The sequence below is a fragment of the Streptosporangium sp. NPDC006013 genome (assembly GCF_040614275.1).
Taxonomy (GTDB): Bacteria; Actinomycetota; Actinomycetes; order Streptosporangiales; family Streptosporangiaceae; genus Streptosporangium.
On the sequence record NZ_JBEXUE010000027.1, the window covers coordinates 26,209 to 39,916 of the forward strand.

Annotated in this window: 14 protein-coding genes and 1 tRNA gene; 3 read left to right on the forward strand and 12 right to left on the reverse strand. The window is 68.4% G+C overall.

What is annotated here, in order from left to right:
* Positions 1 to 2: 2 nt before the first annotated feature.
* On the reverse strand, positions 3 to 1,373 hold the full coding sequence (locus ABZ260_RS06920) for a cystathionine beta-synthase (RefSeq protein WP_355559978.1): 1,371 nt from the start codon (positions 1,371 to 1,373) through the stop codon (positions 3 to 5).
* 131 nt (positions 1,374 to 1,504) lie between these two features.
* Between ABZ260_RS06920 and ABZ260_RS06925 the strand changes: the two genes are divergently transcribed.
* The 3 genes from ABZ260_RS06925 (at position 1,505) to ABZ260_RS06935 (ending at position 5,307) form a co-directional block, all read left to right on the forward strand.
* Positions 1,505 to 2,479, forward strand: coding sequence for an SGNH/GDSL hydrolase family protein (locus ABZ260_RS06925; RefSeq protein WP_355613785.1), 975 nt, complete (start codon positions 1,505 to 1,507; stop codon positions 2,477 to 2,479).
* A gap of 59 nt (positions 2,480 to 2,538) precedes the next feature.
* The gene (locus ABZ260_RS06930; protein ID WP_355559983.1) at positions 2,539 to 3,882 is read left to right on the forward strand and encodes a PQQ-binding-like beta-propeller repeat protein; all 1,344 of its coding nucleotides are present in this window, start codon (positions 2,539 to 2,541) and stop codon (positions 3,880 to 3,882) included.
* Between the two features lie 204 nt (positions 3,883 to 4,086).
* Positions 4,087 to 5,307: an acetyl-CoA C-acetyltransferase gene (locus tag ABZ260_RS06935; protein ID WP_355559986.1), complete on the forward strand. Its 1,221-nt coding sequence runs from the start codon at positions 4,087 to 4,089 to the stop codon at positions 5,305 to 5,307.
* 33 nt (positions 5,308 to 5,340) lie between these two features.
* Here the strand turns inward: ABZ260_RS06935 and ABZ260_RS06940 are convergent, their stop codons facing one another.
* From ABZ260_RS06940 to ABZ260_RS06990, 11 genes are all read right to left on the reverse strand, one after another.
* Positions 5,341 to 5,751 carry a PPOX class F420-dependent oxidoreductase gene (locus ABZ260_RS06940; protein ID WP_350926764.1) on the reverse strand — a complete coding sequence of 137 codons (411 nt, stop codon included), beginning with the start codon at positions 5,749 to 5,751 and terminating at the stop codon, positions 5,341 to 5,343.
* A gap of 70 nt (positions 5,752 to 5,821) precedes the next feature.
* A complete protein-coding gene (locus tag ABZ260_RS06945) occupies positions 5,822 to 6,049 on the reverse strand; it encodes a DUF4287 domain-containing protein (RefSeq protein ID WP_350926868.1) in 228 nt (75 codons plus the stop codon).
* 186 nt (positions 6,050 to 6,235) lie between these two features.
* Positions 6,236 to 7,021 (reverse strand): Bax inhibitor-1/YccA family protein, encoded by a 786-nt coding sequence (locus tag ABZ260_RS06950; protein WP_355613787.1) that lies wholly within the window; start codon positions 7,019 to 7,021, stop codon positions 6,236 to 6,238.
* A 147-nt stretch (positions 7,022 to 7,168) separates the two neighbouring features.
* On the reverse strand, positions 7,169 to 7,552 hold the full coding sequence (locus tag ABZ260_RS06955; protein WP_350926768.1) for a helix-turn-helix domain-containing protein: 384 nt from the start codon (positions 7,550 to 7,552) through the stop codon (positions 7,169 to 7,171).
* Positions 7,553 to 7,659: 107 nt separating this feature from the next.
* Positions 7,660 to 7,732: transfer RNA gene (locus tag ABZ260_RS06960), tRNA-Leu, on the reverse strand.
* A 173-nt stretch (positions 7,733 to 7,905) separates the two neighbouring features.
* Entirely contained in the window at positions 7,906 to 9,222 is a 1,317-nt protein-coding gene (locus ABZ260_RS06965) for an FAD-dependent oxidoreductase (protein ID WP_355613789.1), read from the reverse strand.
* A gap of 171 nt (positions 9,223 to 9,393) precedes the next feature.
* Entirely contained in the window at positions 9,394 to 10,194 is an 801-nt protein-coding gene (locus tag ABZ260_RS06970; RefSeq protein WP_355613791.1) for a uracil-DNA glycosylase, read from the reverse strand.
* A gap of 176 nt (positions 10,195 to 10,370) precedes the next feature.
* Positions 10,371 to 11,420: a hypothetical protein gene (locus tag ABZ260_RS06975; protein ID WP_355613793.1), complete on the reverse strand. Its 1,050-nt coding sequence runs from the start codon at positions 11,418 to 11,420 to the stop codon at positions 10,371 to 10,373.
* Between the two features lie 232 nt (positions 11,421 to 11,652).
* Entirely contained in the window at positions 11,653 to 12,612 is a 960-nt protein-coding gene (locus ABZ260_RS06980) for a Ppx/GppA phosphatase family protein (RefSeq protein ID WP_355613795.1), read from the reverse strand.
* Positions 12,609 to 13,127 (reverse strand): DUF501 domain-containing protein, encoded by a 519-nt coding sequence (locus tag ABZ260_RS06985; RefSeq protein WP_355560003.1) that lies wholly within the window; start codon positions 13,125 to 13,127, stop codon positions 12,609 to 12,611. The genes ABZ260_RS06980 and ABZ260_RS06985 overlap by 4 nt, the downstream gene beginning before the upstream one ends.
* A gap of 40 nt (positions 13,128 to 13,167) precedes the next feature.
* Positions 13,168 to 13,578 (reverse strand): septum formation initiator family protein, encoded by a 411-nt coding sequence (locus tag ABZ260_RS06990; protein WP_350926780.1) that lies wholly within the window; start codon positions 13,576 to 13,578, stop codon positions 13,168 to 13,170.
* Positions 13,579 to 13,708: the final 130 nt, after the last annotated feature.

Sequence of the window (13,708 nt, forward strand, 5' to 3'; positions counted from 1 at the left end):
GCTCAGTGGTTGGCGAGGAAGGCCAGCAGGTCCTGGCGGGTGAGCAGCCCGACGGGCTTGCCGTTGTCGAGGACGACCGCGGCGTCGGCCTTCTCCAGCGCCTCGACGGCGATGGAGATCGGCTCCCCCGCGCCGAGCGTCGGCAGCGGCTGCGACATGTGGGCCGCCAGCGGGTCGGTCGGCCGCACCCGGCCGCGGTACAGGGCGTCCAGCAGGTCTCGCTCCAGGATCGAGCCGACCACCTCGGCGGCCATGACCGGCGGCTCCTCCTTCATCACCGGAAGCTGCGACACGCCGTACTCGCGCATGATCGAGATGGCCGTGTCGACCGACTCGTACGGGTGGGTGTGCACGAACTCCGGCATACCGGAGTTCTTGCGGGTCAGCACGTCCTTGACCAGGCCCTCGTCGCTGTAGGTGGTCAGGAAGCCGTAGTCGGCCATCCACTCGTCGTTGAAGATCTTCGAAAGGTAGCCACGGCCACCGTCGGGCAGCAGCACCACGACCACGTCGTCAGGGCCGGCCTGCGAGGCCACCCGCAGCGCCGCCACCGTCGCCATGCCGCAGGAGCCGCCCACCAGCAGCGCCTCCTCACGGGCCAGGCGGCGGGTCATGCCGAAGGAGTCCTTGTCGGAGACCGCGATGATCTCGTCGCAGATCGTGGTGTCGTAGGTGGCCGGCCAGATGTCCTCGCCGACGCCCTCCACCAGGTACGGCCGCCCGGTGCCGCCGGAGTAGACCGAGCCCTCCGGGTCGGCGCCGATGATCTTAACTCGGCCGCCGGAGACCTCCTTGAGATAGCGGCCGGTGCCGCTGATCGTGCCACCGGTGCCGACGCCCGCCACGAAGTGGGTGATCCGGCCCTCGGTCTGCTCCCAGATCTCCGGGCCCGTGGAGTGGTAGTGGCTCTCCGGGTTGTTCGGGTTGGAGTACTGGTCCGGCTTCCAGGCGTTCGGCGTCTCCTTGGCCAGCCGGTCGGAGACGGAGTAGTAGGAGTCGGGGTGCTCGGGAGAGACCGCCGTCGGGCAGACCACGACCTCGGCACCGTAGGCGCGCAGCACCGCGATCTTGTCCTGGGCCACCTTGTCCGGCACCACGAACAGGCACTTGTACCCCCGCTGCTGCGCCACGATGGCCAGGCCGATTCCGGTGTTGCCCGAGGTGGGCTCCACGATCGTGCCCCCCGGCCGCAACTCGCCCGACTTCTCGGCGGCGTCGATCATCCGCACCGCGATGCGGTCCTTCACCGAACCGCCTGGGTTGAAATACTCCACCTTCGCCAGCACCTGGGCGGAAATACCCTCCGTCACCTTCTGCAGCCGGACGAGAGGGGTGTTGCCCATCAGTTCGACGAGCGAGTCATGTACGCGCACCGGGATATCACCTCGAAATACCAAAGCTCTGTCAGCTTGTTGTGTTGATCGCCGTGGTCCCATGGGGGTGGCGGGACCTCGACCATGTTCCAAGGCAACGCTACCGCCCCGTACGGAGGGAGCAACGTCACGTGATCTGGACACCCGGGACGGCGCGAGCCGCCCGTCGCATCGCCGCGGCGGCCGCACTGGGAGGGGGAAGCGTCACCCTGCTCGGCGCGGTGACCTACGGGCTGCTGCTGGCCGAGGCTATGGTGGCCCGCCGCGCGGTCGGCCGCCCGCACGGCATGGACGGACCGCCTTCCGACGGCGTGTACGGGGCCTTCGGCGGCGAGCCGATCCGGATGGCCATGCTCGGTGACTCCACCTCCGTCGGCCTGGGTACCACGGACCCCGCGGAGACACCCGCCGTGCTGATCGCCAACGGGCTGGCCGTGATCGCCGAGCGGCCGGTGCGGCTGACCGTGGCGGGCAGGTCGGGGGCGACCTCCGCGGAGCTGGGCGACCAGGTCGACGAGGCGCTCAAGGCCCGGCCCGAGATCGCGGTCATTTTCATCGGCGCCAACGACGTCACCTCGCAGACCATACCGGCCCAGGCCGTACGACACCTGCAGAAAGCGGTCCGGCGGCTGCGGGAGGCGGGGGCGGAGGTGGTCGTGGGCACCTGTCCCGACCTCGGCACGGTCAGGCCGATCGCGCAGCCGCTGCGCTGGGTGACCAGGCGATGGAGCCGCCAGCTGGCCGCCGCGCAGACCGTCGCCGTGGTCGAGGCGGGCGGGCGGACCGTGGCCTTCGCGGACCTGCTGGGGCCGGAGTTCGACATGAACCCGTCGGAGATGTTCGGCCTTGATCGTTATCACCCATCTAGCCAAGGCTATCTCCAGATAGCTTACGCAGTGCTACCTTCCGTATGCAGTGCGTTGGAGCTGTGGCCCGAACCTCGCGTCCAGCGCGCTGAGTCGATCTACCTCGCGGCGGCCAAGGCCGCGGAGGAGCCCGGCGCCGAGGTCTCCGCGACCCGTGTCGCCGGTCGAGCGACCGGACCCCAGGGACGATGGGTGACCTTGCTCGGCCGGAGGCCGGGAAAGCGGCCCGACAGCGCCTGAACACGGTCACCCTCCGCCGCGAAGCCGTAACGCCTCGCCCGCATTGGAGTGGAATACCCGTGATCCGGCCCCTCGCGAAACCGGCCCTGGTGCTCGCCGGAGCTCTGACCCTGGGCGGCTGCTCCGGCAGTGAAGCGGCCACCCCTGACCATCCCACCTGGCACAACACCGAGGTGAACGCGGTCAGCCGCACCACCGTCGCCGATGGCGTCGCCATGACGACCTCCATGAAGCCGGACGGCACGCTTGAGGCGGTGGCCGTCGACCTCGCCACCGGCAGGAAGCTGTGGTCCCACCCCTCGACCATGGCGGGCCGCCTGCCGGGGATGGGGGTGCCCGCTCCCGCGATCGTCGAGACCGCCACCGGGCAGACCGTCGCGGTGACGGTCGACCCCGCCAGGCGGGGGCGTTGGAAGGCCACGCTCGTCGGCCTCGACGCCAGAACCGGGGCACGCAGATGGAGCCGCCCGGTGCACTCCACCTTCGGCCCCCAGCGATGCGGAGCCTTCGTGTGCGTGTCCGAGCACACCGCGCTCGCGAGCGCCCGCGTCGTCGTGCTCGATCCGGTCACCGGCAGGATCGCGTGGAAGCTCCCCGGCATCGCCGAGGTCGAGTGGTCCGACACCTCCCGCGTGGTCTTCCTCCGCCTCGCCCGCCATCCCGTCCTGGAGTCGCACGACCTGAAGACCGGCAAGGTCATCTGGCGGGTCCCCGTCGAGCAGGCCCTCGGCTCCGGGGTCGACCTGTCGGGCGGCTGGTCCTTCGGCGCGACGACGGGAAACCTCGTCGGGTACGTCGCCCCCTACACCAACCCGAAGACGAGCAAGGTCTCGGCCTTCGGCCTGTTCTCCGTCAAGCTCGCCGACGGCACCGTCAACTGGATGCGCCCGTCGGTGGTCCGCGTCTATCCCAGCGGCAGCCCCGGCTTCGCACCGGTGGTCCGCCCGGTCGACCAGCAGGGCCAGTACGGCGGGTTCGCCCGGCTGGAGGCCGACAGCGGCCGGGTGCTCGGCCAGATCTCCGCCGAGCAGGTTCCCGAGTCCGGCTGGTGGCTGGCCTTCCCACCCCGGATGGAGAAGGTCGGTTTCCTGCGACACGACAAGCCGGGCAACACGTTCGACCTTTCCACCGGCCGCAACGCCGATGTCAAGGACGAGCACGGCTGGTCCTTCTGCGCGACCGATCCCAAACCGCTCGCGCTCAAGGGCCAGAACTCCGGGTTCTACTCGGTGGCCTCGCTGTGCGAGTTCAGGCTGGCCGACGGCAAGCGGGTGTCCGGCCCGGGCGTCCCGCCCGCCTGGTTCACCGGCAGCCAGAACGGCTGGCGGATGTGGCGCGACGAGAAGGGCGGCCTCCACGGGATCAAGGACGGCGACGGCACCTCGCCCGGCATGTACGGCTGACATCCGCGGCCGATGTGTGAGACCGGCACCGGGCGCGACATCCGCAGCCCGCGAGGGCGGTCGACTCGCGACAGTGCCCCGTCCCCGGACGGGGCACTGTGCATCCAGTACAAAGTTCTGTTTCAATGCCGCCCTGGGCGTGGCTTCGGGCATACCGCACGGTACGCTCCGCTGGAGGAGCAGATACGAACCCAGGAGAGCCACATGCCCGAGGCAGTCATCGTCGCGACCGCGCGCTCGCCCATCGGACGCGCCTTCAAGGGGTCCCTCAAGGAGATCCGCCCCGATGACCTGACAGCACAGATCATCCAGGCCGCGCTCGCCAAGGTCCCTCAACTCGACCCGACCACGATCGACGACCTCATGCTGGGCTGCGGCCTGCCGGGCGGCGAGCAGGGCTTCAACATCGGCCGAGTGGTCGCCACCCTGCTCGGTCTGGACAGCGTGCCCGGCACCACCGTGACCCGCTACTGCTCGTCCTCCCTGCAGACCACCCGGATGGCGCTGCACGCGATCAAGGCGGGCGAGGGCGACGTGTTCGTCTCGGCGGGTGTGGAGTGCGTCTCCCGCTTCGCCAAGGGCAACTCGGACTCGCTGCCCGACACGCAGAACGCGCTGTTCGACGACGCCCGCGCCCGTTCGGCCAGGGCCGCCGAGGGCGGCGGTGAGGTCTGGCACGACCCGCGCGAGGACGGCCTGCTGCCCGACATCTACGTGGCGATGGGCCAGACCGCGGAGAACCTGGCCGGGCTGAAGGGCGTCTCCCGGCAGGAGCAGGACGAGTTCGGCGTCCGGTCCCAGAACCTGGCGGAGAAGGCCATCGCCAACGGCTTCTGGGAGAAGGACATCACCCCGGTGACCCTGCCCGACGGAACCGTGGTGAGCAAGGACGACGGCCCCCGCGCCGGCACCACCTACGAGGCCGTCTCGACCCTCAAACCGGTCTTCCGGCCCGACGGCACGGTCACCGCGGGCAACTGCTGCGCGCTGAACGACGGCGCCGCCGCGGTGATCGTGATGAGCGACACCAGGGCAGCCGAGCTCGGCATCACCCCGCTCGCCCGGATCGTCTCCACCGGCGTGACCGGCCTGTCCCCCGAGATCATGGGCCTGGGCCCTGTCGAGGCCTCGAAGCAGGCCCTGGCCAGGGCGGGCATGTCCATCGGCGACGTGGACCTCGTCGAGATCAACGAGGCGTTCGCCGCCCAGGTCATCCCGTCCTACCAGGATCTCGGCATCGACATCGACAGGCTCAACGTCAACGGCGGCGCCATCGCGGTGGGCCATCCCTTCGGGATGACCGGGGCCCGCATCACCTCCACCCTGATCAACAGCCTCGCCTTCCACGACAGGTCGATCGGGCTGGAGACCATGTGCGTCGGCGGCGGTCAGGGCATGGCCATGGTCCTGGAACGCCTCAGCTGAGGCCGGGGCCGGGACTGATCCCCGAGGCCCCGGTCAGCCGTGGACGTCGGGGCCGGCACGGGTGATCGTGATCTTCACGATCACCCGTCGGTCCCGCTCCATGGCGGCCCGGTAGTCGTCCCAGTCGGGGTGCTCACCGGAGATGTCGCGGTAGTAGGAGACCAGGGTCTCCATCGCCTCGGGAAGCGAGATGATCTCCGCGGTGCCGTCGATCTGGATCCATTCGCCGAAGAAGGCGTCGGTGGTCACGCAGAGCGAGAGTCGCGGGTCCCTACGCAGGTTGCGGACCTTGGCCGCGGTCTCCCGGGTGCTGACGATCGGGTTCCCCTCCGCGTCGAGCCCCACGGTGACCGGGGAGAGCTGCGGGCGTCCGTCCGCGTGCGAGGTCAGCATGACCGCGCGATGGTTGGCGCGGATGAATCCGCGCGCCTTTTCATGATCCATGAGCTCATCATGGCGCACATGACAGAGCCCGCACCACCAAGGTGGCGCGGGCTTGGCGAAGATAGTCGACTTACAGGTGGCGGGTACGGCGGTGCCGCTCGTGCTCGTGCACTATGGCGGCGGCATAGCCGTGGGACAGCCCGTGCTCGTCCGCGAGCCAGGTGGCGCGCTCATCACAGCGAAGGAACGACGGACCGTTGTCGATTGCTCGGAACCACTCGGGGAGTGCACGTCCCGTGATATCCGGGACCCTTGCGATCAGCTTGCTCTGCGTCTCCATTGAGTGGTTCAACGACATGGGCACCTCCACGGATAGGCTCCTTTGCTCGACAGTGCATCACGAAAGCGCAGATGGCAAGCCCCGAGATGCTCTCTCTCGTCGCGGTTCGTCTATCCCCCGTTGCCTTCCGTTCACTCACACATCCGCTCAGAAAAAAAGAAGGCCCCGCCGGATCGAATCCGGCGGGGCCTCCTGGCGTCACGGTCAGTCGCTACTCGAGAAGTAGCTCAGCAGGCGCAGGATCTCCAGGTAGATCCAGACCAGGGTGACGGTCAGGCCGAAGGCCATCAGCCACGAGTACTTCTCCGGGGCGCCGGACCGCACCCCGCGCTCGACCTCGTCGAAGTCCAGCAGCAGGAAGAAGCAGCCGATGAGGATCGCGGCGATGCTGAACACGTAGGCCAGCGGACCACCGGAGCGGATGCCGATGCCGTCCTCGATGAAGAAGCCGGCGAGCAGGTTGACGAGCATGAGCCCCATCAGGCCCAGACCCGCGGCCACCACGAACTTGGTGAACTTCGGCGTCACCCGGATGATGCGCAACGCGTAGACCGTCAGCATGGCACCGAACGCCAGGGCCGTGCCGAGCACCGCCTGGAAGACGATGCCGCTGTACAGGTTGTTGTAAACGTGGCTGATCACGCCGATGGCGACGCCGTACGCCACCGAGTAGCCGAGGATCAGCGCGGGGTTGGTGCTCTGCTTGAACGAGATGATCAGGGCCAGCACCAGGCCGACGATGACGCCGACGATCGCCGCGACCATACCGAGGTTGAGCGCCCAGGCGACCGCCGCCGAGACAACGAGCGTGCCGAGCGTGATGAAGCCACGCACGACCACGTCGTCGATCGTCATCGTCCGCTGTGCGGGCGGCGCGTACGACGGCGTGTTGTACATTCCCTGAAGCTGGTCAGGGGTGGGGGTCGGCATGCCCCATCCCTGCTGATTCCCCTTGGCCTGCCGACTGAATACGGGGTTCTTGCTCTCCATCGCTGCCTCCACGCTGCGACCTACGCGATCAGCGTATTAGATCGGTTGTCACACGGCCGTATCGTGCTGATATCCATGTTGTTCAAGTGACCGTACGGCTACCGCCGATGTTGCCAACGAACGGTCGGCGCGTCTGGTTCCCGGACCTCACATCTCCTTCGCCGATCTCTCGTCGAAAAGGCGCTGCGACGCCTCGACCTCGTCGAGGTTGCGGCGCGCCCACTCGCAGAGACCGGTCACGGTGACCGAGAGGTCGCGGCCGATCCGGGTGAGCACGTATTCCACCTTGGGCGGCGAGGTCGGATAGACGTTGCGCTCGACGATGCCGTCGCGCTCCAGTGCCCGCAACGTCCGGGTCAGCATGCGCTGATTGATCCCCTCGATCCGCGCCTTGAGCCGGGAGAACCGCTGGGCCTCGTGCCCCAGGGCCGCGATCACCAGCAGGGACCACTTGTCCCCGATGTGATCGATCACTTGCCGGGCGATCCCATTGGCCCGAAGCATCGGCTCCAGGTTCGCCTCGTTTCCCATGGTTACTATTTTATACCAGGGTCCCACCGAATCCCAAGCAGTAAGAAAAATCGGCCCGTGACCGCATTTGCACTGGTCACGGACCGATTGTCGAATGGGCAATGCGGTACCCCCGGAGGGACTCGAACCCTCACTCGAACCCTTTTAAGGGGTTTGCCTCTGCCATTGGGCTACGGGGGCGCCTAATCATACGTAACGGACCACTCATGCGTAACTGCTCAAGCCAACCGTCGCATGACTCACTGCTCCAAATCTACGGACCCGCCCTGGATTCGGGAACCCGGTCAAGGAATAGCACACCGCCGGCAACGACGAATCCGGGGGTGGACGCGAGTGTCCACCCCCGGAGAGGCTCAGGTCGTCGCCGCGGCGCGGAACTCCGTACGTGGCTCCTCGATCTCTCCGAGAGAGACGGTCTCGCGCTTGAAGAAGAGCGCCAGGGTCCAGTCGGCCGTCACCCGGACCTTGCGGTTGATCGTGGGCACCCGCGACAGATGGTAGGTGCGGTGCATGAACCACGCGGCAAGCCCGCGGAGCTTGATCCCGTAGACGTTGGCGACCCCCTTGTGCAGGCCCAGCCCCGCGACGGAGCCGACATACCTGTGCCGGTAGTCGACCTGCTCCTTCCCGTGGAGCCTGCGGGTGATGTTGTCGGCGAGGACCTTGGCCTGCCGTACGGCGTGCTGGGCGTTGGGCGCGCAGTACTGGCCCGGGTTGGTCACGTCGGGCACGCCCGCCACGTCTCCGGCCGCGTAGGCGTCCTCGACGCCGACCACGGTCAGCCGGGTGCTCGTCTTGATCCGGCCACGCTCGTCGAGGGGCAGGTCTCCGGCGTTGACCACCGGGCTGGGCTTCACCCCGGCGGTCCACACGATGGTGGCGGACTCGAACTCGTCGCCGTCGGAGAGCTTGACCAGGCCGCCCTCGCAGGAGTCGAGCCGGGTGTTCATCTTGACCTCGATGCCGCGCTCGCGCAGCTGCTCGGCGGTCCACTTGCCCATCTCGGGGCCGACCTCGGGCAGGATGCGGTCGGTGGCCTCCACGAGGACCCAGCGCATGTCCTCGCGGGAGATGTTGCGGTAGTAGCGGGTGGCGTCGACCGCCATGTCCTCCAGCTCCGCGAGCGCCTCGACGCCCGCGAAGCCGCCGCCGACCACGACGAACGTCAGCGCCCGCTTGCGCAGGGCCTCGTCGCCGTCGCTCTCGGCCCGGTCGAGGAGCTCAAGCACCCGGTTGCGCAGCGCGATCGCCTCGCCGACGGTCTTGAAACCGATCGCGGCGTCGGCCAGGCCCGGAATGGGGAGCGTACGGGAGATCGAGCCCGCGGCCATGACCACGATGTCGTAGTCGATCTCGTGCGCCGTGCCGACGTTGGGCGCGAAGGTGAGGCTCTTGGCGGCGTGGTTGACCTTGGTCACCTTGCCGTTGAGGATCGTCGCCTTCGAGAGCACCCTCCTGAGCGGGACGACCACATGCCGGGGCGAGAGGTTTCCGGCGGCCGCCTCGGGCAGGAAGGGCTGGTAGGTCATGTGGGACTCGGGGGTGAGGACAGTGATTCGCACGCTTCCTTCGCGCAGTTCCTTGCGGAGCGTGTGCTGCAGGCGCAGCACGGTGTAAAGGCCGACATAGCCTCCACCGACCACCACGATGTGCTTGGAGTTGCGGTCCACTTCGACGCCTTCCTTAAGTCTCGAGGCTTGTGAAACCTTTCACAAGCATACGTGCGTGACCCCGGTCGCGCCAGCCGCAAGCCTGGCAACTTATCCGAAATTTCCGCCGACGGCTAGAAACATCCCCTCTTCTTGCGAAAATTCCTGTCGATCTTCTGATTGTGATTGAGTTCACAAGTTGCGGAGCGCGTTCGCCCTGGTGAAGAGCTCGTCGAGCATCGGCGCGGTCACCCGGCCGGTGAAGGTGTTCTGCTGGCTGGGGTGATAGCAGCCGAGAAGGTACGCGGGACCTCCCCCGGGGGAGGTGATCTCCACTTCGGCGCCGTGCCCGAAGGGCGGCCTCGGCCGGGGCAGGGCGTATCCGGCGTCCTTCAGCGCGGGCCAGATCGCCTGCCAGGCGAAGCCTCCCAGCGCGACGACCACCCGTACGTCCGCCGAGACCAGGGCGACCTCACGGGCCAGCCAGGGGAAGCAGGTGGCCCGCTCGGCCGGCTCGGGCCTGTTCGCGGGCGGAGCACACCGGACCGCCGCCACCATCCGCGCGCCGACGAGCCGCTGCCCGTCGCCCGCGTGCAGGCTGGTCTCCTGTACGGCCAGCCCCGTCCGGTACAGCGAGGCGAACAGCCAGTCACCACTGCGGTCGCCGGTGAAGATCCTCCCGGTCCTGTTGCCGCCGTGCGCCGCCGGGGCCAGTCCGACGATCAGGATCTCGGGCCGCTCCGCGCCCCATCCGGCGATGGGCCGGCCCCAGTAGGTCTCCTCGGCGAACGCCCGCCTCTTGACCGTCGCCACCTCCTCGCGCCACTCCACCAGGCGTGGACAGGCCCTGCAGACCGACTGCGCGGCCGTGAGCTCAGCGAGGCTGCCGCTCTTCTCCGCGAGCTCGCGCACCTCGGCGGGGTCGTGGGCGACGGGGGTGTCGGGCTGGGCGGGATCGCCGGGCCAGCCGGATCCGGGAGGAACACAGGTCATGAATCCGATGGTGCCCGATGCGGGAGACCGTGAAGCCCACCGGGCCTCTTGCCTCCCGCAGGCCCGCCGGGGAGGAAAGGCGACAGGCGGCGCCCGCTGGGTGCGGACGCCGCCTGTTTCACTCCGGACACGTCCCGGCGTCAGCCGCCGGGCGCGCTGTCGCGACTGTCAGGCCATCAGGCGGGAAGAGTCGCGTCGGGAGCGGGAGTCTGAGCGGGAGCGGGCTCGCAGGTGACCTTACCCACCACGGTGCCGCTCGTCGGGCCGCCGTAGATCTCGATCGCCCGCTTGGCGTCGCCGGACGCCGAGGCGGTCCAGGTGTCGGACACGATCTGGCGCTGCGAGCCGTGACCGCTGAAGTAGGCGTTCTGCCAGTCACCCGCGACACCGTCGCGGACCCAGCGGTACTTCACAGTGCCGCCGTGCGAGACGCTGATCGCGCCGGTGAACGTACGGCTCACCGGGCAGGTGCCCTTGTAGTCCGACAGGCTGTCGACGGACGCCTCGACCCTCGGCGACGTGTCCTTGCACCAGATCTTGAAGTAGGCGCGGTTGGACGAGGTCTCGACCGGGTCGATGATCTCCAGCGCGGCCCAGCCCCTGAAGTCGTCATGGGGCTTGATCACGTGGAAGACCTTGCGCGAACCGTTGACGCGAACGGCGTCACGGTCGACGACGCGGCCGTTGACGACCCACTGGTAACGCACCCAGCGGGAGTCGGAGGTGTTGATCCGACCGATCAGGGTCGCCTGACAGTTACCCTCGTCGACCCACACCTGCGCACCGACACCGGGCCTGACGACCTCGTGGTCGTCCTCACCGGCGCCACAGGAGACCGAGAAGTAGCCCTTCGCGGAGGTGGCGGCACGCGGAGCCAGGAGCTGGATGGCCTGCCAGCCCTTGACGTCGCCCTTGAAGGTCGCCTTCTCCTTGACGGTGAAGCTCTTGACGCCCTTGCCGCGGAGGGTGAAGGTCTGGACCTTGCCCTTGGATCCGTCTCCGCGCAACCACCGGTAGGCGACGGTGGTCTTGGCCTTGACGGCCTTCACCTTGATCTTCGAGGAGAAGGTCACCTTGACCGGGCACTCACCCTCGTACCTCGAGGGAGACGCCTTGGGAGTGCCCGCCCACACCGCGGGCTTCGGCTTCGGCTTGGCGACGGCCGCGACCGTCTGACCCGATCCACTGGCCGCCGCTGCGGGCGTGGCCAGCATGCCTACTGCCATGGTTGCCAGCATGGCCGCGCTGGCTCCTGCTGCGGCTAGCTTTCGTGCTAGTCCGGACTTCATGAGGGGATGCTCCGTTCGTTGGGAAGCAAGATTCGCCCTGGAGACGGTTGCCGCCCCGACAACAAGCTGTGCCGGGCCCACGGCAAAGTCCCACTAAAGCTTCTTTACCTAACCATAAACGGGAAGCTTTCCTCAATACTCCCTAAACGGGTGAATTGTCTAGGTCTTGTTATGAGGTGGCTACGGACCACGCGATGCCGTCGAGGATGTCGCGCTCGCTGGCGACCACATCGCCGAAACCGTAACGGGTCACTATCCGGTCGAGGATGAGCGCGCCCGCCCCGATCACGTCGACCCTGCCGGGGTGCATGACGGGAATCGCCGCCCGCTGCTCAACGGTCATTCCAAGCAATCTGCCGGCGATGTCATGCACCTGACCTGCGGTAATTCGCGAATGATGAATTTTCTGCGAATCATATTCAGACAGCCCGAGCGCTATTCCGGCGACCGTGGTGACGGAACCGGCAAGCCCGACCAGCGTCAACGCCCGTTCCACCGGCACCTCGGCCGCGACCCGGTCGAGCGCCTCGTCGATGTCGGCGGTCACCGCCTCGACCGCCTTCGCCGACGGCGGGTCACCCGCGCCGCGCAGGTGGCGCTCGGTCAGCCGGACACACCCGATGTCAACGGAGAACGCGGCCTCCACATGCGTCGAGCCGAGCACGAACTCGGTCGAGCCGCCGCCGATGTCGACCACGAGGTACGGGGGGCGGGTGCCTTCGGGTGCGGGCAGTCCCGTCTCGGGCGAGAACCGCACCAGCTCGCGGGTGGCCCCGACGAACGACAGCTCCGCCTCCTCGACGCCCGTGATCACCTCGGGCTCGACGCCGAAGATCTCACGTACGCCGTCCACGAAGTCCTGCCGGTTTGCGGCGTCCCTCGTCGCGCTGGTGGCGACCACACGGACCGAGGTGGCCGCGTGCCGGTCGATGAGCTCGGCATAGCCGCGCATGGCGGTGAACGTACGCTCCAGGGCGTCCGTCGCCAGCCTGCCGGTCTCGTCGACCCCCTGCCCCAGCCGGACGATCTCCATTCGGCGCTCGACGTCGATCAGCCTGTCCCTGCCGACCTCGGCGATGAGCAGGCGGACGGAGTTGGTACCGCAGTCGATCGCGGCGACGCGGATCACTTGCTCTCCTCTACGTCCTCGACGTCCACACACGGCCCGGCGGCCCACCACTCGCCGAGCGCGTCAAGGGCCTCACGGCCGAAGGGGTTGCTCCCCGGCACCGCGAGCTCGTGCCCGACCAGGGCGTGCAGGCATTTGACCCGGGTGGGCATGCCCCCGGTGCTCTGCATGTCGCGGGGCAGCGGCTCCAGGCCGTCCGCGGCGGCCGCCTTGTCACGGCGCGCCACGTAGTCCTCGTGGGCGGCCCGGTAGGCCTCGGCCAGCTCCGCATCGTCGGCGAGCCTGGCCTGCATCTCCCGCATCATCCCCGAGGTCTCCAGCGTGCCGATGGCCGAGGCGGCCCTGGGACACGTGAGGTAGAACAGGGTCGGGAAGGGCGATCCGTCGGGCAGTCTCGGTGCGGTCTCGACGACGTCGGGCAGCCCGCACGGGCAGCGGTGCGCCACCCCTCGCAGTCCTCGCGGCGCCCGGCCGAGCTGTCGCTCCACCGCCGCCACGTCGCGGTCATCAACCATTCGTGACACCCCCAAGAAGATGACAACCAGGGTATCGGCGTCACCCGGCGGCCCTGGCCGCCTTCTGCCCGGTGCCACTGTCGGCGGCCTTGACCGAGTCCCACAGCGTCTCGTACCACGGTGGTTTGGCGACCGCCCGCCGCTCACCGGCCGTGTTCCTGCCCGGCGCGGGCGACTCGCCCATGACGACGTAGCACTTCTGCCCGGGGTCGCAGTAGAAGAGCCGCTCCCTGCCCTGCCGCTTGATGAAACCGGGGTCCAGGAGCTGCTTGTGGCGGTCGTCCAGGGCTTTGATCGCGGCGATCTCCCTGGCCTTCTCCTGCTCCAGCTGGGCGATCTGGCGGCGCTGGGCGACGTACTCCCTGATGGGGTAGGCGAGGCTCATGGCGATCGCGCACACCACGATCGCGAGGACCGCGGCCCGTCCCGTCAACTGCGGCCGTGTCGCCATGCGCCCCTCCTCGTCCCCACGTTCTCGCGGCCTCGTCCACCGTTCTCGCCCACCGTGCCCCGCACAGCGGCTCCGACACCGGCGGTCGCCGATCTCCGCACCTGGGGAACGCCGGACGCGGTCCGGCGTT

Bases quoted from the DNA above. Each gene is read 5' to 3' on its own strand.
- ABZ260_RS06955 (WP_350926768.1), bottom strand. From the start codon at position 7,552: ATGGGAAACGAGGCGAACCTGGAGCCGATGCTTCGGGCCAATGGGATC.
- ABZ260_RS06970 (WP_355613791.1), bottom strand. From the start codon at position 10,194: ATGACCTGTGTTCCTCCCGGATCCGGCTGGCCCGGCGATCCCGCCCAG.
- ABZ260_RS06950 (WP_355613787.1), bottom strand. From the start codon at position 7,021: ATGGAGAGCAAGAACCCCGTATTCAGTCGGCAGGCCAAGGGGAATCAG.
- ABZ260_RS06975 (WP_355613793.1), bottom strand. From the start codon at position 11,420: ATGGCAGTAGGCATGCTGGCCACGCCCGCAGCGGCGGCCAGTGGATCG.
- ABZ260_RS06940 (WP_350926764.1), bottom strand. From the start codon at position 5,751: ATGGATCATGAAAAGGCGCGCGGATTCATCCGCGCCAACCATCGCGCG.
- ABZ260_RS06990 (WP_350926780.1), bottom strand. From the start codon at position 13,578: ATGGCGACACGGCCGCAGTTGACGGGACGGGCCGCGGTCCTCGCGATC.
- ABZ260_RS06935 (WP_355559986.1), top strand. From the start codon at position 4,087: ATGCCCGAGGCAGTCATCGTCGCGACCGCGCGCTCGCCCATCGGACGC.
- ABZ260_RS06985 (WP_355560003.1), bottom strand. From the start codon at position 13,127: ATGGTTGATGACCGCGACGTGGCGGCGGTGGAGCGACAGCTCGGCCGG.
- ABZ260_RS06945 (WP_350926868.1), bottom strand. From the start codon at position 6,049: ATGTCGTTGAACCACTCAATGGAGACGCAGAGCAAGCTGATCGCAAGG.